Raw genomic sequence first — 25,673 nt, 5'->3', positions numbered from 1 at the left:
TTGTAACGCTCTGTCTCCGTACGATGGGCCTGGAATAGCCCTGAGCGTACGTTGGTGTCACCTAACGAACAAGCTAGGCGGAGCGTGGCCGGTTGCCCCCGCTCGGCAAGAAAATCCTGGTCAGGACGGCTTTTGGAGATCCGGGGAGGCGCCTCGCGGCGGCTAAGAACAATTAACCCGACAGACCACGTAGACCGACTTATCGGAAGTATCCCTGCGGCGACTGCTGGCGCTCCGCCGCGGCGGTGCCGCTCGCGCTCGTCACGCATCCCCGCGCCACCCGTCCTGGACCTCGACCCGCGAGCCCGGGGCCGGGCCGGCGGGGCCGGGCGGGGGTACGCCCGCTTTCCGGCCCGAGGACGGTACCCGCCCGGATGTCCGATCCGCCTGGGGCCCCGGCGCCCGGGGCGGACGTGTCGGGGTGCTCCCACGCGGGGCGCGCCGGCTCGGGCCGCGGCCGGCGGGCGAGCGGGGCCGCCCGGGCACGGGCCGCGCGGGCACGCCGTAGGCTGATGCGGTGAGACCGGTGGTGATGGGCGTGCTGAATGTCACGCCCGACTCCTTCTCCGACGGTGGTCGGTATGCCGACCTGGATGCCGCGCTCGCGCACGGCGTGCTCATGCGCGACCAGGGCGCCGACCTCATCGACATCGGCGGCGAGTCCACCCGCCCGGGCGCCGAGCGGATCGACGCCGACACGGAGATCCGCCGCGTCCTGCCCGTGATCACTGAGCTGGCCGCCGCCGGGGTGCCGATGAGCATCGACACGACCCGGGCCAGCGTCGCCGCGGCGGCGCTGGAGGCCGGAGCCGGCGTGGTCAACGACGTGTCCGGCGGCCTGGCCGACCCGACCATGGCCAAGGTGGTCGCCGAGGCCGGTTGCCCGTGGGTGCTGATGCACTGGCGCGGACACTCCCGCCACATGGGGCAGCTCGCCCGGTACGGGGATGTGGTGGCCGAGGTGCGCGCGGAGCTGGCCCTGCGGGTCGAGGAGGCGCTCGCGGCCGGCGTGGCGCGCGACAAGATCATCTTGGATCCCGGCCTGGGGTTCGCCAAGAACGCGGAGCACAACTGGCTGCTGTCCGCGCATCTGGATCAGATCATCGAGCTGGGTTTCCCGGTGCTCTTCGCCGCCAGTCGCAAGTCCTACCTGGGCCGGCTGCTTGCCGGCCCGGACGGCACCCCCCGACCCCCGGACGGGCGCGAGGTGGCCACCGTCGCGACCACGGTGCTCGCGGCGAGTGCCGGAGTGTGGGGTGTCCGGGTCCACGACGTACAGTCCACAGTGGACGCCATAGCGGTATGGGAGGCGACGTGCCAGGCACGATCACGCTGACGGGGCTGACCATCCATGGTCACCACGGGGTCTACGAGTCCGAGCGCAGCCAGGGCCAGGCGTTCATCGTGGACGTGACGCTCGAGTGCGATCTTGACAAGTCCATCGCCAGCGACGATGTCGCCGACACGGTGCACTACGGGGAGCTGGCCGACCGGCTGGCCGCCATCGTGGCCGGCGAGCCGGTGAAGCTGATCGAGACGCTGACCTCCCGGCTGTTGGATCTCTGCCTGTCCGAACCGCTGGTCAACGCCGCGACGGTGACGGTCCACAAGCCGCACGCGCCGATCCCGCACGCGTTCGGCGACGTTGCCGTGACGCTGTCCGGCCGGCGGTCGTGACCAGGGCCGTGCTGTCGGTGGGCAGCAACCAGGGCGACCGCCTCGGCCAACTGCGCGCCGCGGTGCGCTCGCTGTCCGAGGTGCTCCAGGTCGTCTCCGGGGTGTACGAGACTCCGCCGTGGGGCGACCCGGACCAGCCGGACTACCTCAACGCCGCCCTGATCGTCGCCGACCCGTCGGCCAGCCCCCGGGACTGGCTGGAACGGGGCCGGGCGCTGGAGGAGCGGGCCGGCCGGGTGCGAGACCCGGAACGGCCCTTCGGCCCGCGTACATTGGACGTCGACGTGATCGCGGTCAACACTCCCGACGGGGACCCGGTCGTCTCGACGGATCCCGAGTTGACGCTGCCTCACCCCCGGGCGCACCTGCGAGCGTTCGTCCTGCGTCCGTGGATCGACATCGAACCGTACGCGTCGTTGCCGGGACACGGCTGGGTCACCGATCTGCTGCGCACCGCGCCGGTCGAGGCCGACCTCGCGTTGATCAAGCCCCGTCCCGACCTGACCCTGGAGCCGGCATGAGCCTGACCCTGGATACGGCATGAGTCAGCAGCCGCAGCGGCAGCAGACCAACGAGCCGCGCCTGCGCCCCACCAACCCGGCCTCCCTGGTGGTCGTCGGGCTGGCCGCCGCCGCGCTGGGCTGGGTGGTCCTCGCCCGGTTCTACGGGGACATCCCGAGCATTCCGTGGCTGCCCGCCTTCACCGTCTTCGCGCTGGCCATCTGCGAGGCGCTCCTGGCCCGCTCCACCAAGGCGCGCATCGACCGGCGCCCCGGCACCGCTCCGGTACAGGCGCTCGCCGTGGCCCGCTACGTGGTGCTCGCCAAGGCTTCGTCCCTGGCCGGTTCGATCTTCGCCGGTTTCTATGCCGGGCTGCTCATCTGGCTGCTCGCCCAGCGCACCCGGCTGTCCGCCGCGGCCAGCGACATCGCGCCGACCGCGGGCGGCCTCGTCGCCGCGTTGGCCCTGATCGCGGCGGCCTTGTGGCTGGAGCGGGCCTGTCGGGTGCCCAAGCGCCCCGACGAGGAGGAGGAGCCCCAATAACTACGGTCGGGGGTCTTTCCCGGGTGGGCACGCGCGGGTACGGTCGGGCTCCGAACGCTTAGGGAGGCGTCGGTCATGACGTACGGAGACCAGGGGTCCAAATTCCGTGGCGAGGGTTTCCGCGACGAACCGGACTTCCGCGCCGACACCGGATCCACGCCGACCTACCAACCCGGGGGGTACTCGGTCGACGACTTCGCCCGCTCCACGAGCGCGGCCGCCGAGGGCACCGGCACCCTGAACCTCGAGCGCCGCCCGGTGACCCCCGCCGAGTTGGACGGCGTCTTCGACGATCCGGAGCACGGCGACCCGGGCATGGACCGGATGGGCGTGCACCTGATCTGGGAGCTGGTGCTGCTGCTCGCCACGGTCGGCATGGCCGTGTACTTCGAGCAGACCCATCGGGCGCAGATCTCCGGCACGCCGCTGCACGGCATGCTGATCAACGCGTCGGTGCTGGGCTTCCTGGCGATCGGTGTCGGCCTGTCGCTGCGGGCCGGGGTGGTCAACCTCGCCGCCGGCTCCACCGCGTCGGCCGCGGCGCTGTTCTTCGCCTCCCACAGCGATCGCGGGCTGCTCCCGACCGCCGGTGTCACGCTGCTGCTCGCCGCCGGCGTGGGCGCGGTCATCGGGCTGGCGGTGGTGGCCCTGCACGTGCCGGCGTGGGCGGCGAGCCTGGCCGGGGCGCTGGGCGTCACGGTGTGGATCAATCAGCACGGCGCGGCGGCCGAGGTCACCACCACCTACCACCCCGCTACCCAGGCGTACTACTGGTACGGCGGCTTCGCCGCCCTGGCGCTGCTGGGCGGCATCCTCGGCCTGGTGAAGCCGATCAGGCGGGGGATCGCCCGGTTCCGCCCGGTCGGCGACCCGGCCCTGCGCCGTGGCGCGGTCACCGGCGTCATCGCGTTCTTGGCGATCGTCGGGTCGAGCGTGCTGGCCGGGCTGGCCGGCGTGCTGTTCGCGCTCTCGTCGACGTCGGTCGCGCCGACGAACGGCTTCCTGACCACCGGGCTGGCGGTGGGCGCGGCGCTGGCCGCCGGTACGAGTGCCTTCGGCCGCCGGGGTGGGATCCTCGGTACCGTCCTGACGGCCAGCCTGATCACTCTCGTGATCGCGTACTCCGACGCCGCCAAGCTGCGCATCTCCTCCTATGCGGTGGCCGCGGTGGCGGTCGGCATCGGGCTGGCGGTGACCCGGCTGGTGGAGTCCTTCGGCCGGCCGCGGCCGACCCACCCGGCGGAGCCGGAGGCGCAGGCGCAGGAGTGGGAACCCGATGCCCGCGACGGGGACGCCCGCGGCCTGGACGCGAGCACCCAGGGCTGGTCCGACAGCCGGAAGGGCGGCTGGGGCAGCCAGCTGCCGGGGCGGTCCACGGACGACACGTGGGGTGGAGCGTCGGACGAGCGGTGGGGCGTCAAGTAGCGTTCCCGGTATGAACGCCGGCCACCAGACCACCAGCGAGGGCTGACATGAGCGGGAGCTTTGCCGAACTTGGCGCCCTGCCCACCGCGGAACTGCAGGATCGGGCCTTTGCCCGGGCCCGGGAGCGGGCGGATGTCGCCTTCTTCTGGTCGCTGTTCGAGCACCTGCCGGCCGCCGAGGGCGGCAACGACGGCGGTCTGGGCGTGCAGTCCACGGTCGACGACGCGGCGGCGGTGTGGCGGGAGAGCACCAACCACGAGTACGGCGACGAGGAGCCCCTGATCAGGGCGGCGTTCATCGACTACCTGCTCAAGCACTGAGCGTCGCCGATCCTTGCTTGACCAGCCCGGCTCGGCGCGTCTGACGCCGGGCGACGGCCCGGACCGGGCGCGGACAGTTCCGGATCTTCGGGACCATTCGCCCACGTCGATTGCCTGACCGAAAGTATGACCCCACACTAGCCGTATGGCTATAGCTACACGTGGGCGCGTTCGGACCGCGACGGGCACCGCTGTCATAACCGCGCTGGTATTGGTCATCGCATTTGGCAACCCGGCCTACACGGACTGGGTCAGGGACAACACGTCCAACGACGCCTGGGGCTACTTTCTCCGGCAGCTTGCCTGGCCCAAATGGTCGTTCAGCTCCGACGAGTCGGTGCGCACCATCCTCGCTGACGACCTCAAGGCGATCCTGCTGGTCGTGCTGACCGGGCTGTTCGTCACGCTCCTCGCCGGCTCGCAGCTGTCCCGTGCCCGGGGCAGCGCCAGCCAGTTCTTCGCAGGCTGGGGCGCCTACATGTTCGCCGGCGCGGTCGCCGGCCTCATCGCGGCCTTCGTGCAGGCCAACGCCAGCCTCCTCGGCGCCTTCAACTGGGCCTCGGGCGGCGCGGTGTACGGGCTGTTCGTCGGCTGGATAGTCGGGTTGGCGGCGTTCGGCGCCCGGCGGTAGCCGGCAACCTCACGCGACTCCCGACGGCCGCACCTGTTCGGGCGGTGCGGCCGCCGGGTCGCCGCCCGCACGGGCAGCGGGAACGCCCCCGCCACCCGCCGGGGCGGTGCCGGTGGACGTGCCGGCCGAATCGGCCGCGCCGGCCAGCGCGATCTGGGTCGGGGTCAGGGTGCCGAGCACCGTACCGTCGGTGTCCCGTACCGCGACCCAGCCGGTACCGCCGTCCAGCAGGGTGGCCAGCGCGTCGCGCAGCGAGGCGCCGACCGGCACCGAGGGGCCCGTCGCCGGGTCGGTCGCGGCCGGCAGCGGGGTCAGCCCGTCCCGGGGGACCGGGAGCACGCTCAGCCGCTTGATGCCGCGGTCCGAGCCGACGAACTCGCGGACGAAGTCGTTGGCGGGCGCCCGCAGCAGCTGCGCCGGGGTGTCGTACTGCTGCAGCGCCGCACCCTGGGACAGCACGGCGATCCGGTCACCCATCCGGACGGCCTCGTCGATGTCGTGGGTGACCATCAGGATCGTCTTGCGCACCGTCGCCTGCAGCCTCAGGAACTCGTCCTGCAGCCGGACGCGCACGATCGGGTCGACCGCCGAGAACGGCTCGTCCATCAGCAGCACCACCGGGTCGGCGGCCAGCGCGCGGGCGACTCCGACTCGCTGGCGCTGGCCGCCGGACAGCTCGTGCGGGTACCGCTTGCCGTACCGCGAGGGGTCCAGCCCGACCAGGTCGAGCAGTTCGGTCACCCGGTCATCGATCCGGCGTTTCGGCCAGCCGAGCAGTTTCGGCACCGTCGCTACGTTGGCGCGGATCGTCTGGTGGGGAAACAGCCCGGTGTTCTGGATGACGTACCCGATGCGACGGCGCAGATCCACCGCGTTGCCGGAGTGCACATCGGTGCCGTCGAGCAGGATCCGCCCGGCGGTCGGCTCGATCAGCCGATTGATCATCCGGAGCACGGTGGATTTGCCGCAGCCGGACGGGCCGATGAGCACGACCAGTTCGCCGGCGGAGATATCGAGGGAGAGCGACCCCACGGCGTCGGTGCCGTCCGGGTACCGCTTGCCGACGCTGTCGAGGGTGATCGGTGCCGCACTCCCGTTCGGGGTACCGTCCACGTATGTCCCTTCCGGACTCACCACCGCTGGCCTACGCCAGCTCCGCCAATCCGTGGTTCTCTTGGCAGTACGTGCATGACAATTCGGCCACGCTGGTGGCGGCGCTGCGCGAGCACGCGTCGCTGACCGTCGAGGCCGTGGTGTTGGCCGCCATTGTGGCCATCCCGCTGGCCGTGCTCGCGCACTGGTACCACCGGTCCACCGGGCCGATTCTTGCACTCTCCGGAGTGTTGTACACGATTCCGTCCCTCGCGCTGTTCGCCGTGCTGGCGCCGTTCATCGGCATCGGCCGAGGGACGGTACTCATCGGCCTGGTGATATATGCGCTTCTGGTGATCGTACGGAACACCCTGGCCGGTCTGGGCCAGGTGCCGGACGATGTCCGGGAAGCGGCCCGTGGCATGGGCTATGGGCGATTCGCCAGCCTGATTCGCATCGAACTTCCGTTGGCGCTGCCCGGCATCATCACCGGGCTGCGGCTGGCGACGGTGTCCACTGTGGCGTTGACCACGGTTGGGGTGCTGGTCGGGCACGGCGGCCTCGGCCAGCTCATCACCACCGGATTCCATGCCAACTACCGGGCCGAGATCACCACCGCTACCGTGCTGGCCGTGGTGTTGGCGCTGGTGCTGGATCTGCTGCTGGCCGGTGCCGGCCGGCTGCTCACGCCCTGGCTGCGCCGGAGGGCCTCGTGAACTACATCAACCAGGCGGTCGTGTGGCTCAACGACCCGCTGAACTGGACAAACCCCGGTACCGGCATCTTCACCCTGCTCGAACAGCACCTGCGCATCACCGGCGCGGCCGTGCTGCTGGGCTGCCTGGTGGCGTGGCCGCTCGGGCTGTGGCTCGGGCACACCGGGCGCGGCGGCGGCGTGGTAGTGGTGGTGTCCAACGTCACCCTCGCGATACCGACCCTGGCGCTGCTGTCGATCCTGCCGCTCATCCGGGCCATCGGGATCGGCGAGCTGCCGGTGATCATCGCGTTGGCGGTGTTCGCCGTGCCGCCGCTGCTGGCCAACGCGTACACCGGGCTGCGGTCGGTGGATCCCGAGGTGCGGGAGGCGGCCCAGGGCATGGGCCTGTCCGGCTGGCAGCTGCTGTGGCGGGTCGAGTTACCGCTGGCGGTGCCGTACCTGGCCGCCGGGCTCCGTACCGCCGCGGTGCAGGTCGTCGCCACCGCCTCGCTGGCCGCGCTGGTCGCCGGCGGCGGGCTCGGCGAAATCATCAGCGACGGCTTCGGGCTGGGCCTGTCCCGGGCCGGCGGCCAGGTGCTCGCCGGCGGGCTGCTGGTCGCGGTGCTCGCGCTGATGGTCGAGGGGGTATTGGCGGTCGTGCAGCGATTGGTCACGCCTCGGCCGCTGCGCCGATCCCAACGCGTCCGCAAGTCGAGGACGGCCGTCGCGGCGGAGTCCTGAATCACACTCCGGCCCTTACGGGCTAAGTTGGTGAAAGTCCGCTAACGAGATGTGTTTATCTGTTGTCCGCCCAGCACAGGGATGCTGAGCTGGGGGCTCCTTGGGCGGTACTCACAACCGATACCGCCCGTCGGACACGCGGCGTGACCGTATGGTTGCGCCGGGACACGGAAGGCGGGCACTTCGATATGCGCACGATCTCTCGTGTGGCGGTGGGCGTGTTGGGCTTCGCCCTCACGGCCGGCGTGCTGGCGGGATGCGGCAAGGCGGGGTCCTCGGGCACCTCCGCGGCGGCCACCGGGGTGGCGGCCGGCGGGTGCGCACCCATCGCCGGCCAGCAGATGGTCGTACTCGATGACGACAAGCACCTGTCCAACACCGACGACATCATTCCGGCCGTCAACAGCAAGGCGGCGTCGCCGCAGCTGCTGGCCGCGCTGAACAAGGTGTCGGCGACGCTGGACACCTCGAAGCTGGTGCAGCTCAACAAGGCGACCGACGTCGACCACCAGACCTCCGCGGCGGCCGCCGCGGCGTTCGCACAGAGCAACAACCTGACCGCCGGCATCGCCAAGGGCTCCGGCGGGAAGATCATCGTTGGCGCGGCCAACTTCAGCGAGAACCAGACGCTGGCCGAGCTCTACAAGATCGTGCTGAACGCGGCCGGCTACACGGCCACGACCCAGACGATCGGCAACCGCGAGCTCTACGAGCCGGCCCTGGAGAAGAACCAGATCCAGGTCGTCCCGGAGTACGCCGCCACGCTCACCGAGTTCCTGAACTCGAAGGTGAACGGCGCCAGCGCGGCACCTCAGGCGTCCAGCGACCTGGACGCCACGGTCACCGCGCTCAAGCAGGACGGCGCCAAGCTCGGGCTGACCTTCGGCGATGCCTCGCAGGCGACGGACGAGGACGCGTGGGCGGTGACCAAGGCGACCGCGGACAAGTACTCGCTCAAGACGCTGTCCGACTTCGCGGCCAAGTGCAACGGCAAGGCGTCCGTCCTCGGCGGACCGCCGGAGTGCCCGCAGCGGCCGTTCTGCCAGCCGGGCCTCAAGTCGAAGTACGGCCTGGAGTTCGGCCAGTTCAAGGCGCTCGACAGCGGTGGCAACCTGACCAAGACCGCACTGACCAACGGCCAGATCACGCTCGGCCTGGTGCTGTCGTCGGACCCGGCACTGGCGGGCTGACCAGAACGCTCTGATCCGCGACGCGGACCACGCGGCCCCGGACCACCACGGTCCGGGGCCGCGCCGCGTCAGGTACTCGTCACGCTGGGTCAGGAGCCGGCCCCCGGCGCCCGGGCTCGGTTTGGGGGGTTTCCGTTCCGTTCCAACTCTCGGTAGCCTCTAGAGCCATGCCGGCTCCGGAGACCCAGCAGGAGGAGGGACGGCGGGGCGGACGGCTACTGACCGTGGTCTTTTGGATCGGGGTCGGCCTGGCGCCACTGGCAGCACTTCTGTTGCTGATCGGTGGGGCCTCGGGGCTCAAGGTAGCGGCCGTTCTCGCCATTCTCGCCGTCGTACTCGTCGGGCTGTCCGTCATGCTGCGGCCCGACGCCACCAGCGTGAAGGTCGAGCTTGAACAGACCATGCTCGACGAGATCGATATGTTGCGCGAGGACGTCCGGCAGGACATCACGACCGCGGCCCGCGCCACCCACAAGTCCTTCTCCGAGAAGCTGCAACGCCTGCACGAAGACGTCGAGGCGCTGCGCGGTCAGCTCGGGTCGATCCGCGCGGCCGGGCAGGAACCGGCCCCGGCCGGCCCGCCGCCCGCGGCGGCCCGCACCGCCTCGGTGCCGGCGCCCGAGCCGCCGCCGCAGCAGCAGCCGGTCAGCCCGCTGGTCGCCGGCGGCGTGGTGCGGCACACCGAGACCGTGCGGGAGACCACCCGCCAGACGATCGTGGACCAGCACGGCGACGCCGAGCGCGGCACCGTCTACGGCGGCGGAGGCACGTACGGCCGGCCGGCCGAGCCGGAGGCCCCGCCGGTCGGGCGGCGCGGGTCAGGCGGTGAGCGGTCGGGCGGTGAGCGGTCGGGCGGTGAGCGGTCGGGCGGTGAGCGGTCGGGCGGTGAGCGGTCGGGCGGTGAGCGGTCGGAGCGCGAGTCCGGGCGCGGGCGATCCGACCGGGGCGGTTGGGCGCCGGAGCGGGACGACAGCGGAGATTCCTGGACCGACCAGCGCCAGCGCGAGCGCGAGGCCGAGGGGCGCGGCGGGGCGCGGGCGGCCGATCCCCGATACGGGTCCGGCGAGTACCGCGGTGCCAGCCAGCGCGGCGGGGACTACCGGGGCGGCGGGTCCCGTGGCGGCGGCCACTACCGGGATGAGCCGGACGAGTACCCGAGCGGCGACGTCCGCGGCGACGAGTACCCCAGCGGCGACGTCCGGGGCGGCGACGTCCGGGGCGGCGACGTCCGGGGCGGCGACGTCCGGGGCGCTGATGTGCGGGGCGGGGACGTGCGGGGCGGCGAGGAGGCGCGGCGGCCCCGGCGGCACGACCGCGATGATCCGGCGGACGACGCGCGCTGGTCCGACGTGCGGGCCGGCGACCGCTGGGCCGCGGTGCGCTCCGACGAGCACGGTCGCGAGGTACGGATGGGCGAGCGGCGCGCGGAGCTGCGCTCCGACGAGTCCGGGACAGAACTGCGGATCGAGGACCGGTGGGCGTCGGTGCGCCGCGAGGAGGGCCGGCGGGAGGACGGGCGCCGGGCGGAGAGCCGGCCGGAGGGCCGGGCGGAGGGCCGCCGTCCGGAGTATCCGCGGGAGGACCCCGAGCGCGGATCCCGCCACGAGTCCCGGTACCGCGACTCGCCCGACGAATCCCGGGAGACCCGCAGCCAGCGGCGCGAGCGTGAGGAGCGCTGGTCGGCCGAGCCGTCCGGGGAGAGCCGCCCGGCCGGTCGCCGGGCGCGCCAGGACGATGACGAGGCATCCTGGCCGCGGCGCGGGTCGACCCCGGCACTGCCTGCGGCCGGCGGACCGCCGGCGTCCAGCTGGGTCGAACAGCGGCGGGACGAGCCGGAACGGGAGCCGCGCCGCCGACGCGGCGAGGACCGCGGCGAGGACCGGGACGATCGCTGGGAGCGCGAGGAGGGCGGGTCGCGCGGCGGATCGCGGTCCCACCGCATCGACTTCGAACTGTCCGACGACCGCTGGGGCTGACCGGCGATCACTTGTCGATGTCGCCGACCACGAAGAACATCGAGCCGAGGACGGCGATCAGGTCCGGCACCAGGCAGCCGGGCAGCAGGGTGGACAGCGCCTGCACGTTGGCGTAGGACGCCGTGCGCAGCTTCATCCGCCAGGGCGTCTTCTCGCCGTGCGAGACCAGGTAGTACCCGTTGATGCCGAGCGGGTTCTCGGTCCACGCGTACGTGTGCCCCTCCGGCGCCTTGACCACCTTCGGCAGCCGCACGTTGACCGGGCCGCCGAGCTGGTCGACCCGGTCCAGGCAGGCGCTGGCCAGGTCCAGGGAGACGTACACCTGGTCGAGCAGGCACTCGAACCGGGAGTGGCAGTCGCCTGCCTGGCGGGTGACGACCGGCACCGACAGGGAGCCGTAGGCCAGGTACGGGTCGTCCCGGCGCAGGTCGATGTCCAGCCCGGAGGCGCGGGCCACCGGCCCGGAGGCACCGTACGCGGCGGCCTGCTGGGCGGTGAGCACCCCCACGCCGACGGTACGGGCGAGGAAGATCTCGTTGCGGCGGATCAGGTTGTCCAGGTCCGGCATCCTGCGCCGCACCTCGTCGATGGCGGCCCGGGCGCGCCGGGTCCAGCCCGCCGGCACCTCCTCCTTGAGCCCGCCGACCCGGTTGAACATGTAGTGCATCCGGCCGCCGGAGGCCTCCTCCATGACGGCCTGCAGCGTCTCGCGTTCCCGGAAGGCATAGAAGACCGGCGTGATGGCGCCGATCTCCAGCGGGTACGAGCCGAGGAACATCAGGTGGTTGAGCACCCGGTTCAGCTCCGCCAGGGCGGTGCGCAGCCAGACCGCGCGCTCCGGCACCTCGATGCCCATCAGCCGCTCGACGGCCAGCACCACGCCCAGCTCGCTGGAGAACGCGGACAGCCAGTCGTGCCGGTTGGCGAGCACGATGATCTGCCGGTAGTCGCGGACCTCGAACAGCTTCTCCGCGCCCCGGTGCATGTACCCGACGATCGGCTCGCAGGAGAGCACCCGTTCGCCGTCGAGGACCAGCCTCAGCCGCAGCACCCCGTGCGTCGACGGGTGCTGTGGCCCGATGTTGAGCACCATGTCCGCGGTGTCCAGGCCGGTACCGGTTCCGACAACCACCTCGCGGGTCATGGCTGGAATGGTACGGGCACGCCCACGGCGGACAGCAGCCAGAAGTGGCTGCCCAGGCCGGCCGGGTCGGTCAGCTCAGCCGCCTGACCGGCGCGGGCCAGCCCCCGCACGTACCCGGTGGGGTCGGTGGACGCCAGCGACAGGGGCGGGCGGGCGCCGGACACGCCGAGCCCGCGCAGCGCCTCCCGCTGGGTGACCAACACTGTCTCGGGGGCGACCCCGTGCGACACGGCGTCGGCCAGGGCGTCGAACGCCACGTGCGCGGTCAGGTCGGTGGACCCGTCCGGCACCGGCGGCACCTGACGGCCGGCCCGGAAGCCGGTGAGCGTACCGAGGGCGGGCCGGGCGCCGGCCAGGTGGCCGTAATCCACCGCGAGCGCGTACCCACCCCGCACAGTCGACACCGCCGAGCGCCACGCCTCCTCGCGCGGTACCCCGATCTCCGCTCGGTGCCCGGAAGCCAGCGGCCACCAGCGATCCAGCCACGCGGCGTCCACATCGGACACCGGTTCGCCGAGGGAATCGTCGACGTGGACGTAGCGGGCCGGTCCGGTGGTGTCGCGCCCGGCCAGATCCACCGGCACGTTGTCCAGCCACTCAGTGGCGATCAGCAACCCGGTGACGGACGCCGGCAGGGAGTGCGACCAGTGCACGGCGGGCGGCAGGTACGGCGGCCGGGGCGCCAACTCCACCGCGGTCGGCCGGAGCCGCCGCAGCAGCGGGCCCGGTACCGCATCGGCCAGGGCCAGCAGCAGCTCGCCCCGGCCGGCGCCGACATCCACCACGTCCAGCGTCGGCGGGCCGCCCAGCGCCTCGTCCAGGCCCACCAGCAGCCGGGCCAGGGCCCCGGCGAACAGCGGCGAGGCGTGCACGCTGGTCCGGAAGTGGTCGGCGGGGCGGTCGCCGGACACGAAGAAGCCATCCGGCCCGTAGAGGGCCTCCTGGATCGCCTGCCGCCAGCGCACCCGATGAACCTACCCAGCGTCCTCCTCAGGGAGGACCCGACCGGGCCGGAGTCGTTCCGCGGCCGGGCGGCACGCGGCCGCCGGGCGGATACCCTCGGTGAATGGTCAGCCTGTCCGGGATGCGCCGGAGCGCCGCCCGACCCGATTCCGGGTCGCCGGCCGCGGGCGGTTCCGCGTCGAGCGCCGGGGGCGGCTCCGGGTCGCGCGCGCGACCGGATTCCGGGCCGAGGATCGGCCTGCGGCCGGCGTTGTTCGACCTCATGGTCGCCGGGATCGTCCTGGTCCTCGCCGCGCTGCCGGTTCTGGACAGGCGGTACACCGGCGTCGAGCTGATCGGGCTGGGCATGGCCGCCGCGCTGCTCGCCCGCCGCCGGTACCCGCTGGCGGTGCTGGCCGCGGTGTGCGCCGGCGGGCTGCTCCAGGTGCTGCTGTACCCGCCCACGCAGGACCCGCAGCCGTACGACATCGCGGTGCTGATCGCGATGTACTCCGTCGTCAAGTACGGGCGGTTGCTGTGGCACGGCCTGCTCGCCGCGGTACCGGTCGCGATCGGCTGCGGCATCGAGCTGTACCGGCACGTCGCCACCCGCCCGGGCCTGGTGAGTCACCCCCGGCTGTGGATCGAGGAGTCGGCGTTCTTCCTGGCGATCTGCGGCGCGGTCTGGCTGTCCGGGTACACGGTGCGCACCCGCCGGCTCTACGTCGCCGGCCTCCAGCTGCGGGCGTTCACCGCCGAACGGGAACGTGATCATCTGGCCCGGATCGCGGTGGCCACCGAGCGCGCGTCGATCGCCCGGGAGCTGCACGACGTGGTGGCGCACAGCATGGCCGTCATGATCGTGCAGGCGGACGGCGCGGCGTACACGCTGGACGGCGATCCGGAGCGGGCGAAGGGCGCGATCAGGCAGGTGGCCGCGACCGGCCGGGACGCGCTGGAGGACATGCGCCGGCTGGTGGGTGTGCTGCGCGGCGGCGAGGACGAGGCAGAGCCGGGGACCGACCGGCGCCGTGCCGGGCTGGACCAGCTCGGCGCGTTAGTGGATCGCGCGCGCACGGCCGGGCTTGGCGTGACGCTGACCGAGGACGGCGGGCGTCCGGAGCTGCCGGCGGCCGCCGACCTGACCGTGTACCGGATCGTCCAGGAGGCGCTGACCAACGTGCTGCGCCACGCCGGGCAGGCGGCGGGGGTGGAGCTGGCGCTGCGGTACCGGCCGGGGTTGGTCCGGATCGAGGCCACCGACGACGGGGGCGCGCCGGCCCCCGAGGCGCGCCACAACCGGTCGGGCCGGCCCGCGGACGAGGGCGAGCGCGGCCACGGCCGGCGCGGCGGTACGGGGCCGACCCGGCGGCCGGGTGAGCCGGGTCACGGTCTGGTCGGCATGCGCGAGCGGGTGGCCGTGCACGGCGGCACCTTCGAGGCCGGGCCGAGGCTGGGCGGCGGTTGGCGGGTCACCGCGGAGGTGCCGTGGACGTGATCCGGGTCGTCATCGTCGACGACCAGTCGCTGGTCCGCGCCGGGTTCCGGATGGTTCTCGCATCCCAGCCCGACATCGAGGTGGTCGGGGAGGCCGGCGACGGCGCGGAGGCGTTGCGGGTGCTCGGGCGGGTGCGGGCCGACGTGGTGGTGATGGACGTCCGCATGCCGATCATGGATGGCGTGGAGGCGACCCGCCGGCTGTGCGGCGGCGACCGCGATTCCGCCGCCGGCGGTGGGCCGCGGGTGTTGGTGCTGACCACCTTCGACACCGAGTCCGACGCGTTCGCCGCGCTGCAGGCCGGGGCGAGCGGGTTCCTGCTCAAGAACGTGCCGCCCGAGGAGTTGCTGTCCGCGATCCGGGTGGTGGCCGGCGGCGAGGCCGTGGTCGCACCGCGGATCACCCGGCGGCTGCTCGACCGGTTCGCCGGTCAACTGGCGCCCAGGCCCGGCGACGCCGGCCGGCTGGCGGCCCTGACCGAGCGGGAACGCGAGGTGCTGCTGCTGGTCACGCAGGGGCTGTCCAACGTGGAGATAGCCGAGAACTTGTACGTGGCGGAGACCACCGTCAAGACGCATGTGGGGCGGATTCTCACCAAACTGGGGTTGCGTGACCGGGTCCAGGCGGTGATTCTCGCCTACGAGACGGGGCTGGTTCGGCCCGGCCAGTGAAGATCGCCACAGGCCCTGGGTGAGGTCGGGCAACCGGCGCATACTGGCACCGACCGGTACCCACCTGCGAGGACTGGATCAGATCATGGGCGCTTCGCCGTGCGTCGAGACCGTCGGCATCATCGGAGCCGGGCGAGTCGGTTCGATCCTGGGGGCGGCGCTCGCCGCCGCCGGCTACCACCTCATCGGTGCCTCCGGCCGCTCCGCGGAGGCCCGCTCCCGGATTGAGGAATTACTTCCCGGTACCCCGCTGCGGCGCCCCACCGACATCGCCGGCGAGGCCGACCTCGTGATCTTCGCGGTACCCGACGACGCGCTCGCGCCGATGGTCGCGCACCTGGCCGAGTCCGGTGCCTTCCGCCGCTCCGGCAATGATCGTCCGGCGCAGGTCGTGGCGCACACCAGCGGGGCGCATGGCGTCGGCGTGCTGCACCCGGCCGTGGCCAAGGGCGCCCGGCCGCTCGCCCTGCACCCGGCGATGACCTTCACCGGCCGGCGGGCGGACCTGGAGCGGCTGCGCGCCGGCATCCCGTTCGGGGTGACCGCGCCGCCGGACGTCCGGCCGCTGGCCGACGCCGTGGTGCGGCGGCTCGGCGGCAGCCCGGAGTGGATCACTGAGGATCACCGGGCGCTGTACCACACGGCGCTCGCGCACGGCGCCAACCACCTGGTCACGCTCGTCAATGACGCGTTGGACCGGCTGCGCGACGCGGGCGTGCGCCAGCCGGAACGGATGCTGGATCCGTTGCTGCACGCCGCCCTGGACAACGCGCTGCGGATGGGCGACGCGGCCCTGACCGGGCCGGTGTCGCGCGGCGACGCCGGTACCGTGTCCCGGCACCTGGAGGTGCTGGCCGACACCGCACCGGACGCCCTGCCCGCGTACCTGGCGCTGGCCCGGCGCACCGCGGACCGGGCGATCGCCGCCGGCCGGCTCGGCGGGGCGGAGGCCGCGCCCCTGCTCGACGCGCTCGCCGACGCCGCCCACCGGCGCGCCGACGTGACCGGCGACGCACTAACCGACGCCGCTCACCGGCGCGGCGACGTGACCGACGCCGCGGCCGACCGGCCGGGCGGCCCGCCGGTCGCCAAGACTCACCGTCCCGATCACGGTAAGGAGGTCGTCGCATGATCGTCGCTACCAACCGCGCCGAGCTGTCCGATGCCAGGGTCAAGATGGCCGGCACCGTGGCGGTGGTGATGACCATGGGTGCCCTGCACGACGGCCACGAGGCACTGATCCGGGCGGCCGCCGAGCGGGCCGACCGGGTACTGGTGACGATCTTCGTCAACCCGCTGCAGTTCGGGCCGAACGAGGACTTCGACCGGTACCCGCGGACCCTCGACGCCGACCTCGCCGTCTGCGCCCGCAACGGGGTCGACGTGGTCTTCACGCCCACCCGGGAGGAGATGTACCCGCACGGCGAGCCGTCGATCCGGGTGAGCCCCGGTCCGTTGGGCGACATCCTGGAGGGCGCCAGCCGGCCCGGCTTCTTCAACGGAGTGCTCACCGTGGTGCTCAAGCTGCTGCACCTGACCCGGCCGGACCTCGCGTTCTTCGGGGAGAAGGACTACCAGCAGCTGACCCTGGTGCGGCGGATGGCGCGCGACACCGACCTGCCGGTGCGGATCGTCGGCGTGCCAACGGTACGGGAGGCCGACGGGCTGGCCCGGTCCAGCCGCAACCGGTACCTCGACCCGGCGCAGCGGCGGGCCGCTGTCGCGCTGTCCGCCGCGCTCGCGGCCGGTGCGGGCGCGACCGGTGGCCCGGACGCGGTACTGGCCGCCGCCCGGGCGGCGCTGGGCACCGAGGTCGAACTGGACTACCTCGCGCTGACCGACCCCGAGCTCGGTCCGGCCCCGGCCAGCGGACCCGCGCGGCTGCTGATCGCGGCCAGGGTGGGCAGCACCCGACTTATCGACAACACCGCCTTGGAGATCGCATGACCATGCTCCGCACCATGCTCAAATCCAAGATTCATCGCGCCACCGTCACCCAGGCGGACCTGCACTACGTGGGTTCGGTAACGGTCGACGAGGAGCTGATGGACGCGGCCGACCTGCTCCCCGGCGAGCAGGTGGCGATCGTCGACGTGACCAACGGTGCCCGGCTGGAGACCTACGTGATCCCGGGCGAGCGCGGCTCCGGCGTGATCGGCATCAACGGCGCGGCGGCGCACCTGATGCACCCCGGCGACCTGGTGATCCTGATTTCGTACGGGCAGATGGACGACGCGCTGGCCCGGGAGTACCGGCCGCGGATCGTGCACGTGGACGCGGCGAACCGGGTCATCGAACTGGGCACCGACCCGGCCTCGGCGGTACCCGGCATGGCCGGCGAACCGACCCGCGGCGACGCGGTACTCGCCCGCTGAGGCCATTCGACCCACCTCACCACCGGTACCCATCGACGGACCGCGACCGGCCCGCCTGATCGGGCCATTGCGCCCCGACCGCGCGACTCCATAGGCTGCGCAGCCTGCCGGTGATGCCCACCCGTCGCTCGCCGAGCCAGGCGCTGGTGCTGCTCGCCCGCGCCAGCGATCCGGCTCGGCCGCGCCGCCCGGGGCGTCGGCGGATGTGCGGCCACGCCCGAGGGTGGGAGGGAGACGGATGTCCCGGCGCTTCTGGAGCCTGCTCGCCGCGGTCGTGGTGGTGGTGCTGGCGATCGGTGTCCTGGAGTGGACGCTCAACCGGTCCGACCCGATTCCCAGCGCGGTGCCGGCCGGTGCGCCCGCCGTCGGCTCGTGCGCCCAGGTGGATCCGTCCGCGGCGCGCGGCCTGCTGCCCTGGCCCGGGGGTTCCGTCGCGTGCACCGCCGGGCACACCACCGAGGTGTACCACGTCGGGCAGGTCGACCACGACCTGATCAAGCGGGCCCGGTCCGGCGGCCGCGACGGCCCGGTGGCGAGCAACCTGATGCTCGCCGAGGTGCGGCGCGCCTGCGGCGCCTTTGCCACACGGTTTCTCGGTCTCGACTGGCACAAGGCGCGGGTGACCGTGCTCGCCGACTGGATCAGCCCGCAACGCGACGGGTTCTTCGGCTGCGCGCTGGCCCAGACCATCGATGCCGCCGGTACCCGGTTCGCCACCCGTAGCGCGAGCCTGAAGGGGGCCGCCGATCAGGTCGCCGCCGCGTGCGTGACGCGGGGCAGCGACGGTTCGTTGTACGTCTCCTGTGACGAAGAACACGAGGGCGAGTTCGCGGGCACCTACACGCTGACCCCGCCGGACGCGCCGTTCGAGGCGCAGGCCGTCAAGGACAGCGCAAACCGGGGCTGCGGTGAGGTTGTCCGTGCCTACCTGGGCCTTTCCAGCAGCGCGAACCGCACCGACCTGTCCGTTGGGTATGTCGGTCCGACCACCGCGCAGACCTGGTTGGGCAGTGACCAGACCTTCGCCTGCTACGCACTGGCCGATGTCAAGCTACGTGGCTCGATTCGCAGTCTCGGGGCCCGGCCGCTGCCACAATGAACAGGTGGGTTTGAATCGCCAGATGGCGCTGTCCACGCTCACCACCTCCTCGCCGACCCTGCCGGAGCTGCCGGCCCTTCCGGAGCTGCCGACCCTGCCGGTGCTCCCGGCCCGGCTGCCGGCGCCCGAGCCCGGTTGGGCCGAGAACACCGACGTGATAGTCGTCGGCTCCGGCGTCGCCGGGCTGACCGCCGCGCTGCATCTGCGCGAGGCCGGGCTGCACGTCACGGTGGTGACCAAGGTCAACATTGATGACGGCTCGACCCGCTGGGCACAGGGCGGGATCGCGGCGGTCCTCGATCCGCTGGACACCCCTTCCGCCCACGCCCTGGACACCATCACCGCCGGGGTCGGGCTGTGCGATCCGGCGGCGGTCGACGTGCTGGTCACTGAGGGGCCCACGCGGGTACGGGAGCTCATGCGCTGGGGCGCGGAGTTCGACCGGTACCCGGACGGTTCGCTGATGCTGACCCGGGAGGGCGGCCACCACGCCAACCGGATAGTGCACGCCGGCGGCGACGCGACCGGTGCCGAGGTCCAGCGGGCCCTGCACGCGGCGGTGCGGCGCGACCCGTGGATCCGGCTGGTGGAGCACGCGCTCGTGCTGGACCTGCTGGTCGACGCGGGCGGCCGGGCGTGTGGCCTGACCCTGCACGTGCTCGGTGAGGGCGCCGAGGACGGGGTCGGCGCGATCCTGGCCCGGGCGGTGGTGCTGGCGACCGGCGGCATGGGCCAGGTCTACGCGTCCACCACGAACCCGACGGTGTCCACCGGCGACGGCGTCGCGCTCGCCCTGCGGGCCGGCGCGGCAGTGACCGACCTCGAGTTCGTGCAGTTCCACCCGACGGCGCTGTACGGGCCGTCCTTCGGGGATCAGCAGCCGCTGGTCTCCGAGGCGCTGCGCGGTGAGGGCGCGTACCTGGTGGACGGCGAGGGCCGGCGGTTCATGGTGGGCCAGCACGAGCTGGCCGAGTTGGCACCGCGCGACGTGGTGGCCAAGGGCATCTTCCGGCAGATGCGCGCGCAGGGCGTCGACAACGTGTACCTGGACGCGCGCCACGTGCCCGACCTGTCCCGGCGGTTCCCCACCATCACCGCCTCCTGCCTGGCGGCCGGCATCGATCCGACCGGCGACCTGATCCCGGTCGCGCCGGCCGCGCACTACGCGTCCGGCGGCGTGCGCACCGACCTTCGCGGACGCACCACGATCCCGGGCCTGTACGCCTGCGGCGAGGCCGCCTGCACCGGCGTGCACGGCGCCAACCGGCTGGCCTCCAACTCGTTGCTGGAGGGACTGGTGTTCGCGCGGCGGATCGCCGTGGACGTGGCGGCCGACCTGCCGCCGCAGGCCGAACCCGTGGCGCCCGTCCGGTCGGGCGGGTTCGTGGTCGACGCGGCCGTGCGGCATCCGCTGCAGCGGGCGATGACCGCCGGTGTCGGGGTGCTGCGCTCGGCCGACTCCCTGGCGGAGGCGGCCGCAACCCTGACGGAGTTGAGCGGCGCCCGATCCACCCCGTGCACCGAGACGTGGGAGGCGAGCAACCTGCTCACCGTGGCCTCGGCGTTGCTGGCCGCGGCGGCGCGGCGCGAGGAGACGCGGGGCTGCCACTGGCGGGAGGACTTCCCCGACGCGTCCGAAGACTGGCGCGGACATTTGCTGGCGGCGGTGGACGCCGACGGCCGGTTGACCGAGGAATGGGCGGCGAGGGCATGAATCAGTCCACAGTGGACGCTTTGACGGCGGACGGTCTCGATGTGGCGGAGGTACAGGACATCGTCCGGCGCGCGCTGGCCGAGGACCTGGGCCCGGACGGCGTCGACGTCACCAGCGTGGCCACCATCCCGGCGGAGCAGACCGACACCGGTGATCTGGTGGCCCGGGCGCCGGGCGTGGTCGCCGGGCTGGCGGTGGCCGCCGCCGTGTTCGACCTCGCTTCGTCGGCCGCCACCCCGGCGCACGCCGGCTCGCCGGCCGGCGGGACCGCGGCCCCGGGCGGTGCCACGTTCGTCGCGGTGGCCAAGGACGGCGAGCGGGTGGTCCGGGGCGACGTCCTGGCCACGATCTCCGGGCCGACCAGGGCGCTGCTGACCGCCGAGCGCACCGCGCTGAACCTCCTGTGCCGGATGTCCGGCGTGGCCACCCACACGCGCGCCTGGGCGGACGTGCTGGCCGGTAGCAAGGCGACCGTTCTGGACACCCGCAAGACCACGCCCGGCCTGAGGATCCTGGACAAGTACGCGGTGCGCGCCGGCGGCGGCGCCAACAAGCGGATGGGCCTGTACGACGTCGCCATGATCAAGGACAACCACAAGCTGGCCGCCGGCTCGCTGACCGCCGCCTATGACCGGATCCGGGCCGCCTTCCCGGACGTGCCGATCCAGGTCGAGGTGACCACGGTGGACGAGGCCCGGGAGGCGGTGGCCGCGGGCGCCACGTTCCTGCTCTGCGACAACATGTCGAGCGAGCTGCTCAGCGAGGTGGTCGGCGCGGTGGGAGGCCGGGCCGAGCTGGAGGCCACCGGCAACCTGACCCTCGAGGTGGCGCGGCGGTACGCCGAGACCGGGGTGGACTACCTGTCGGTCGGTGGGCTGACCCACTCCTCGCCGATTCTGGACATCGCCATGGACCTTCGTTCCCGCCGTACCGGCGTCTAGCGGGCGAGTCCGGCCGCCGTAAAGTCACTGCCGTGCTGCTGTGCATCGACATCGGAAACACGAACACCGTGCTGGCCACCTTCGACGGTGACAAGCTCGTGCACTCCTGGCGGATCAAGACCGACGCCCGATCCACCGCCGACGAGCTGGGCCTGCACTTCCGGGGGCTGCTCGCCGCGGACAACGTCGAGCTGACCGGGGTGGCCGCGTGTTCGACGGTACCGGCGGCGCTGCGGTCGCTGCGCGGCATGCTCGCCCGGTACTACGCCGGGCTGCCAGCGGTGGTCGTGGAGGCGGGCGTGCGCACCGGCGTGCAGCTGGCCATCGACAACCCGAAGGAGGTCGGCGCCGACCGGGTGGTCAACACCCTGGCGGCGTACACCCTCTACGGCGGCCCGTCGATAGTGGTCGACGTCGGCACGACCACGACGTTCGACGTGATCAGCGCCCGCGGCGAGTTTCTCGGCGGCGCGTTCACCCCGGGCATCGAGATCTCCTTCGACGCCCTGGCGGACCGGGCCGCGCAGCTGCGCAAGGTGGAGCCGGCCAAGCCGCGCTCGGTGATCGGCAAGAACACCGTGGAGTGCCTGCAGTCCGGGATGTACTTCGGCTACGCCGGCCTGGTGGACCGGATCGTCGAGCGGATGACCGAGGACCTGGGCGAGGTCAAGGCCGTGATCGCCACCGGGGGGCTGGCCCCGGTGGTGCTGGGCGAGTGCCGGACGGTCACCCATCACGAGCCGATGATCACCCTCATCGGCCTGCGGATGGTGTACGAGCGCAACGTGTGACGGCCGCCGTCCGGCGAGGCCGGGCGGCGACCGCCGTGCCCTCAGCGTCGAGTCGCTTTGTAGATCATCGTTACGTAGGGGAGCGGGAAGATCTCCGGCAGCTCGGCCGCCAGCTCCCTGACCTGCGCGTCGACGGCGGCCTGCCGCTCGGGCGTCGCGATCAGGTAGTAGGACCTGGTGGCGACCAGCCGCACCAGGCGGTCGGCCGTCATGGGCACCTCGTGCCGGAATCCCTTGCTGGTGACCGTGCCGAACTCCGGCCCGAAGTCCGGATTCTCCAGCACTCCCTCGTGGTGGCCCCGCCGGTCGCGCGGATCGTCGACGATCTTGGTGAGCCGGGCCACCCACGGCACCGCCTCGTCGCGGATGTTCCAGATCGGGGCGAAGACGCCGCCCGGCCGCAGTACCCGAGCGATTTCCGCGTGCGCCGGCTCGCGGTCGAACCAGTGGTAGGACTGCCCGGCGACGACCGCGTCGACCGAGCCGTCCGGCAACGGGATCCGTTCGGCGGAGCCATCCACCGGTTCCGTGTCTGAGGTGACCTCGGCGAGCCGCTCGCGCATGCCGGCGTCGGGTTCGACCGGCACCACCTGGTGGCCGAGGGCCAGCAGCACCCTGGTCATGATCCCGGTGCCGGCGCCGAGGTCGACCACTCTCCTGGCGGGGGTACCAAGCGCCCAGGTCACCGCGGCTGGGGGGTAGGAGGGACGGTTGTCGTCGTAGCGTTCGGCCGCCGGCCCGAAGGACAGGGCCTGCTCGCTCTGCTCGGTCATGGCCAGCCAGGTTAACTCAGTGGGAGCCAAAAGTTGACGGCCAGTAGGCTGAGCGCCGTGACCGAAACGCCCACGCCGCCGACCGCAGACGACCTTCCGGAGCAGATGAGGGTGCGCCGGGAGAAGCGGGCCCGGATCCTCACCGACGGCGGGCAGCCCTACCCGGTGGGCTTCCCGCGGACCACCACGCTGGCCGAGATCAGGCAGCGCTACGCCGACCTCCCCATCGATCACGCGACCGGGGAGACGGTCAGCGTGACCGGTCGTGTGATCTTCGTACGGAACACCGGCAAGCTGTGCTTCGCGACCCTGCGCGAGGGGGACGGGGCCGAACTGCAGGCGATGCTCTCCCTGGACCGGGTCGGCTCGGAGTCGCTGGAGAGCTGGAAGCGGCTGGTGGACCTCGGTGATCAGGTAGGCGTCACCGGTGAGGTGATCACCAGCCGGCGCGGCGAGCTGTCCGTGCTGGCCGACGCCTGGGCGATGACGGCCAAGGCGCTGCGGCCGCTACCGGTCGCGCACCGGCCGCTGAGCGAGGAGTCGCGGGTCCGGCAGCGGTACGTCGACTTGATCGTCCGTCCGCAGGCCCGGCAGACCGTACGCTCCCGTGCCACCGTGGTACGCAGCCTCCGCGACTCGCTGCACGATCGCGGGTTTCTGGAAGTGGAAACCCCCATGCTGCAGTTGTTGCCCGGTGGCGCGACCGCCCGCCCATTCGTTACGCACAGCAATGCGTTGGATGCGGATCTGTATCTGCGAATCGCGCCGGAGTTGTATCTGAAGCGGTGCGTGGTCGGCGGAATCGATCGGGTCTTCGAGATAAACCGCAACTTCCGCAATGAGGGCATCGACTCGTCGCACTCTCCCGAGTTCGCGATGTTGGAGGCCTACCAGGCCTACGGTGACTACGACACGATGGCCACCCTCACCAGGGAGCTGGTACAGGAGTCCGCGCGGGCCGTGTCCGGTTCGCTAGTGGTGACCCATCACGACGGCAGCGAGTTTGATCTCGGCGGCACTTGGCGGTCGGTGACGCTGTTCGGCGTCCTGTCGGACGCGCTCGGCGAGGAAGTGACCGTGGAAACGCCGATGGCCACACTTCTGGAATACGCGGCCAAGCACGACGTGGCGGTGGACCCCAATTGGGGCCCCGGCAAGCTGGTCGAGGAGCTGTTTGAGGCGTTGGTGGTCCCCGGGCTGATCGCGCCCACCTTCGTCCGGGATTTCCCCGAGGACACCACCCCGCTGACCCGGGCGCACCGGACCACGCCCGGGCTCACCGAGAAGTGGGACCTGTACGTGCGGGGTGTCGAGTTGGCGACCGCGTACTCGGAGCTGGTCGATCCGGTCGTCCAACGGGAGCGTTTGGTGGCACAGGCGCTCTTGGCGACCAAGGGTGATCCAGAGGCGATGCGGCTCGATGAGGATTTCCTCCGGGCCATGGAGTACGGAATGCCGCCGAGCGGCGGGATGGGCATGGGTATCGACCGGCTTCTGATGACTCTGACCGGCCTCGGCATTCGGGAGACGATCCTGTTCCCACTGATCCGCCCCGAGTGATTTCTGCGTTCCTATTGACGGAAAGGCTGCCATCCGGGTTATTGTTTCCGGGTCGGCATCAGCCGATTATGCGAAGGGAACCTGTACGGTGGCGAGACGGGAAGTTGTCATCCTTGAGGATGATCTGGAAGGCGGCAGTGCCGACGAGACCGTGAAGTTCGCGCTCGACGGTGTGCAGTACGAGATTGACCTCTCCAAGAAAAACGCTGCGCGACTGCGGGAATCGTTCTCCGATTTCATCGCGCACGGCCGTCGGGTAGGCCGGGGCGGCGTGGTGGTTGGAGGCCGTGCGGCGGCGCGGGCACGCGGCAGCGCGGCGGCCGACCGGGAGCAGAACAAGGCGATCCGTACCTGGGCGAAGCGCAAGGGACGCAATATCTCCGACCGTGGCCGGATTCCGCAGGAGATCGTCGACGAGTACAACGCCGACGCCGGCCGCTGAATCGAAACCGCACCGACGCATCGGGAGACACCGTGACCGGCCGGTCACGGTGTCTCCTGGTTTCAGGCTCCGACCAAATCGGCCAGCCCGATGATGATCAGCCCTGATGACCTTGGCCAGCCCCGATCACCTTGTGCGACCCGGGCTCGGCTGCCCGGATCTTCGGGTGCCTGTCGGGTCCCCGATCGGCGCTCACGGGCCGCCTCGCGCCCCCGCCGACCGGCGAACGCCGCGGTCCGGTCGTTGCCCGGCCGGTGGGCCCGATCCCGTCCCGGTCGCTTGTCCGCCCGATCGATCGGGTGGCCGCCCGACCAGTTGGGTGGTCGCCCGGCTGGTTGGATGGCCGCCGATTGCCCGGTCTGCCGGTGCGACGATTCGGAATGTGCTCCACGCGGGTGTATGCCCCGGTGATGCCGTCTGGGCCCGGTTGTGGCGATATGGAGTTGCAATTTGGTTCGGTCGCATAACCGGTTGGTTGCGAATCCCTGCCACTCGAGGCGCCGGATGGGCGGCTACGGGACGGGCTGCGAGGTGCTGTCGGGTCGCGCGATGGCGGTGACGGATTTCGCTCTGCGCGTAGCGGCCCCGTGGAACACCCTGGGGGCCCGCTCGGTTGGACTATGCGACCGAGGTTAAACCGCTGGTACGCGGTGGTTTGTCCGCCCATGGTCAGTTACGCCGCTAGGGGATAGCCAAGGCTCGGCCAGGCCGAGTGTCGGCTGCCGGCGATAGAGTGATAGATGCGGTTAGGCCTTCATGGGCTTGCGAAGCGGTGCCGCAAGGCACGTGAGGAGATACCTGGAATGTTCGAGCGGTTTACCGACCGAGCACGGCGGGTTGTGGTCCTGGCTCAGGAAGAGGCCCGGATGCTCAACCACAACTACATCGGCACTGAGCACATCCTGCTTGGCCTGATCCATGAGGGTGAGG

General features: G+C 72.0%; 27 protein-coding genes. 23 read left to right on the top strand and 4 right to left on the bottom strand.

Annotated features, from left to right (window positions below; translation table 11 throughout):
• The first annotated feature begins 532 nt into the window (after nucleotides 1–532).
• From folP to ABEA87_RS33445, 7 genes are all read left to right on the top strand, one after another.
• Complete coding sequence (folP, locus tag ABEA87_RS33475; protein ID WP_345636624.1) at nucleotides 533–1,336, top strand: dihydropteroate synthase; 804 nt, start codon at nucleotides 533–535, stop codon at nucleotides 1,334–1,336.
• Entirely contained in the window at nucleotides 1,315–1,677 is a 363-nt protein-coding gene (folB, locus tag ABEA87_RS33470) for a dihydroneopterin aldolase (protein WP_345636499.1), read from the top strand. The genes folP and folB overlap by 22 nt, the downstream gene beginning before the upstream one ends.
• Nucleotides 1,674–2,198, top strand: a complete 525-nt coding sequence (gene folK, locus ABEA87_RS33465; protein WP_345636494.1) for a 2-amino-4-hydroxy-6-hydroxymethyldihydropteridine diphosphokinase — start codon at nucleotides 1,674–1,676, stop codon at nucleotides 2,196–2,198. Before folB ends, folK begins: the two co-directional genes overlap by 4 nt.
• 19 nt (nucleotides 2,199–2,217) lie before the next feature.
• On the top strand, nucleotides 2,218–2,721 hold the full coding sequence (locus ABEA87_RS33460; RefSeq protein WP_345636492.1) for a DUF3180 domain-containing protein: 504 nt from the start codon (nucleotides 2,218–2,220) through the stop codon (nucleotides 2,719–2,721).
• Nucleotides 2,722–2,796: 75 nt separating this feature from the next.
• Entirely contained in the window at nucleotides 2,797–4,146 is a 1,350-nt protein-coding gene (locus ABEA87_RS33455; protein ID WP_345636491.1) for an ABC transporter permease, read from the top strand.
• A gap of 47 nt (nucleotides 4,147–4,193) precedes the next feature.
• Nucleotides 4,194–4,466 carry a hypothetical protein gene (locus ABEA87_RS33450; RefSeq protein ID WP_345636489.1) on the top strand — a complete coding sequence of 91 codons (273 nt, stop codon included), beginning with the start codon at nucleotides 4,194–4,196 and terminating at the stop codon, nucleotides 4,464–4,466.
• A gap of 211 nt (nucleotides 4,467–4,677) precedes the next feature.
• Nucleotides 4,678–5,097, top strand: a complete 420-nt coding sequence (locus ABEA87_RS33445; protein WP_345636487.1) for a hypothetical protein — start codon at nucleotides 4,678–4,680, stop codon at nucleotides 5,095–5,097.
• 9 nt (nucleotides 5,098–5,106) lie between these two features.
• On the opposite strand, the gene ABEA87_RS33440 is transcribed toward ABEA87_RS33445, so the two are convergent.
• Nucleotides 5,107–6,210 (bottom strand): ABC transporter ATP-binding protein, encoded by a 1,104-nt coding sequence (locus tag ABEA87_RS33440; RefSeq protein WP_345636485.1) that lies wholly within the window; start codon nucleotides 6,208–6,210, stop codon nucleotides 5,107–5,109.
• 2 nt (nucleotides 6,211–6,212) lie between these two features.
• Here ABEA87_RS33440 and ABEA87_RS33435 point away from each other — a divergent pair, with 2 nt between their 5' ends.
• From ABEA87_RS33435 to ABEA87_RS33420, 4 genes are all read left to right on the top strand, one after another.
• Nucleotides 6,213–6,905 (top strand): ABC transporter permease, encoded by a 693-nt coding sequence (locus ABEA87_RS33435; RefSeq protein ID WP_345636483.1) that lies wholly within the window; start codon nucleotides 6,213–6,215, stop codon nucleotides 6,903–6,905.
• Nucleotides 6,902–7,627, top strand: coding sequence for an ABC transporter permease (locus ABEA87_RS33430; RefSeq protein ID WP_345636481.1), 726 nt, complete (start codon nucleotides 6,902–6,904; stop codon nucleotides 7,625–7,627). The genes ABEA87_RS33435 and ABEA87_RS33430 overlap by 4 nt, the downstream gene beginning before the upstream one ends.
• A gap of 206 nt (nucleotides 7,628–7,833) precedes the next feature.
• Nucleotides 7,834–8,817 carry a glycine betaine ABC transporter substrate-binding protein gene (locus ABEA87_RS33425; RefSeq protein WP_345636479.1) on the top strand — a complete coding sequence of 328 codons (984 nt, stop codon included), beginning with the start codon at nucleotides 7,834–7,836 and terminating at the stop codon, nucleotides 8,815–8,817.
• Nucleotides 8,818–8,984: 167 nt separating this feature from the next.
• Nucleotides 8,985–10,793 carry a hypothetical protein gene (locus ABEA87_RS33420; protein WP_345636477.1) on the top strand — a complete coding sequence of 603 codons (1,809 nt, stop codon included), beginning with the start codon at nucleotides 8,985–8,987 and terminating at the stop codon, nucleotides 10,791–10,793.
• Nucleotides 10,794–10,800: 7 nt separating this feature from the next.
• Here the strand turns inward: ABEA87_RS33420 and ABEA87_RS33415 are convergent, their stop codons facing one another.
• Entirely contained in the window at nucleotides 10,801–11,937 is a 1,137-nt protein-coding gene (locus ABEA87_RS33415) for an NADH-quinone oxidoreductase subunit D (protein WP_345636475.1), read from the bottom strand.
• A complete protein-coding gene (locus ABEA87_RS33410; protein ID WP_345636473.1) occupies nucleotides 11,934–12,902 on the bottom strand; it encodes an SAM-dependent methyltransferase in 969 nt (322 codons plus the stop codon). Before ABEA87_RS33410 ends, ABEA87_RS33415 begins: the two co-directional genes overlap by 4 nt.
• Nucleotides 12,903–13,003: 101 nt before the next feature.
• On the opposite strand from ABEA87_RS33410, the gene ABEA87_RS33405 reads away from it, so the two are divergent.
• The 9 genes from ABEA87_RS33405 (at nucleotide 13,004) to ABEA87_RS33365 (ending at nucleotide 21,968) form a co-directional block, all read left to right on the top strand.
• Nucleotides 13,004–14,377, top strand: a complete 1,374-nt coding sequence (locus ABEA87_RS33405) for a sensor histidine kinase (RefSeq protein ID WP_345636471.1) — start codon at nucleotides 13,004–13,006, stop codon at nucleotides 14,375–14,377.
• Nucleotides 14,374–15,048 carry a response regulator transcription factor gene (locus ABEA87_RS33400; protein WP_345636622.1) on the top strand — a complete coding sequence of 225 codons (675 nt, stop codon included), beginning with the start codon at nucleotides 14,374–14,376 and terminating at the stop codon, nucleotides 15,046–15,048. Before ABEA87_RS33405 ends, ABEA87_RS33400 begins: the two co-directional genes overlap by 4 nt.
• A gap of 85 nt (nucleotides 15,049–15,133) precedes the next feature.
• Nucleotides 15,134–16,180 (top strand): Rossmann-like and DUF2520 domain-containing protein, encoded by a 1,047-nt coding sequence (locus ABEA87_RS33395; protein ID WP_345636469.1) that lies wholly within the window; start codon nucleotides 15,134–15,136, stop codon nucleotides 16,178–16,180.
• Nucleotides 16,177–16,995 carry a pantoate--beta-alanine ligase gene (gene panC / locus ABEA87_RS33390; protein WP_345636467.1) on the top strand — a complete coding sequence of 273 codons (819 nt, stop codon included), beginning with the start codon at nucleotides 16,177–16,179 and terminating at the stop codon, nucleotides 16,993–16,995. The genes ABEA87_RS33395 and panC overlap by 4 nt, the downstream gene beginning before the upstream one ends.
• 2 nt (nucleotides 16,996–16,997) lie before the next feature.
• Nucleotides 16,998–17,423, top strand: a complete 426-nt coding sequence (gene panD, locus ABEA87_RS33385) for an aspartate 1-decarboxylase (RefSeq protein ID WP_345636620.1) — start codon at nucleotides 16,998–17,000, stop codon at nucleotides 17,421–17,423.
• A 238-nt stretch (nucleotides 17,424–17,661) separates the two neighbouring features.
• The gene (locus ABEA87_RS33380) at nucleotides 17,662–18,522 is read left to right on the top strand and encodes a septum formation family protein (RefSeq protein WP_345636465.1); all 861 of its coding nucleotides are present in this window, start codon (nucleotides 17,662–17,664) and stop codon (nucleotides 18,520–18,522) included.
• Between the two features lie 22 nt (nucleotides 18,523–18,544).
• A complete protein-coding gene (locus ABEA87_RS33375) occupies nucleotides 18,545–20,236 on the top strand; it encodes an L-aspartate oxidase (protein WP_345636617.1) in 1,692 nt (563 codons plus the stop codon).
• Nucleotides 20,233–21,177: a carboxylating nicotinate-nucleotide diphosphorylase gene (gene nadC, locus ABEA87_RS33370; protein ID WP_345636463.1), complete on the top strand. Its 945-nt coding sequence runs from the start codon at nucleotides 20,233–20,235 to the stop codon at nucleotides 21,175–21,177. Before ABEA87_RS33375 ends, nadC begins: the two co-directional genes overlap by 4 nt.
• Nucleotides 21,178–21,209: 32 nt before the next feature.
• Nucleotides 21,210–21,968, top strand: coding sequence for a type III pantothenate kinase (locus ABEA87_RS33365; protein WP_345636462.1), 759 nt, complete (start codon nucleotides 21,210–21,212; stop codon nucleotides 21,966–21,968).
• A gap of 41 nt (nucleotides 21,969–22,009) precedes the next feature.
• On the opposite strand, the gene ABEA87_RS33360 is transcribed toward ABEA87_RS33365, so the two are convergent.
• Nucleotides 22,010–22,741, bottom strand: coding sequence for a class I SAM-dependent methyltransferase (locus ABEA87_RS33360; RefSeq protein WP_345636461.1), 732 nt, complete (start codon nucleotides 22,739–22,741; stop codon nucleotides 22,010–22,012).
• A gap of 105 nt (nucleotides 22,742–22,846) precedes the next feature.
• Here ABEA87_RS33360 and lysS point away from each other — a divergent pair, with 105 nt between their 5' ends.
• From lysS to ABEA87_RS33345, 3 genes are all read left to right on the top strand, one after another.
• Complete coding sequence (gene lysS / locus ABEA87_RS33355; protein WP_345636615.1) at nucleotides 22,847–24,301, top strand: lysine--tRNA ligase; 1,455 nt, start codon at nucleotides 22,847–22,849, stop codon at nucleotides 24,299–24,301.
• A gap of 88 nt (nucleotides 24,302–24,389) precedes the next feature.
• Nucleotides 24,390–24,743, top strand: a complete 354-nt coding sequence (locus ABEA87_RS33350) for a histone-like nucleoid-structuring protein Lsr2 (protein ID WP_345636459.1) — start codon at nucleotides 24,390–24,392, stop codon at nucleotides 24,741–24,743.
• A gap of 803 nt (nucleotides 24,744–25,546) precedes the next feature.
• Nucleotides 25,547–25,673, top strand: a 127-nt coding sequence (locus ABEA87_RS33345; RefSeq protein ID WP_146605600.1) for a Clp protease N-terminal domain-containing protein, incomplete at its 3' end; no start/stop codon positions are given.

Origin of the sequence: Rugosimonospora acidiphila, assembly GCF_039543385.1 — a bacterium.
GTDB lineage: Bacteria > Actinomycetota > Actinomycetes > Mycobacteriales > Micromonosporaceae > Rugosimonospora > Rugosimonospora acidiphila.
This window is presented reverse-complemented; position numbering and strand designations above follow the sequence as displayed.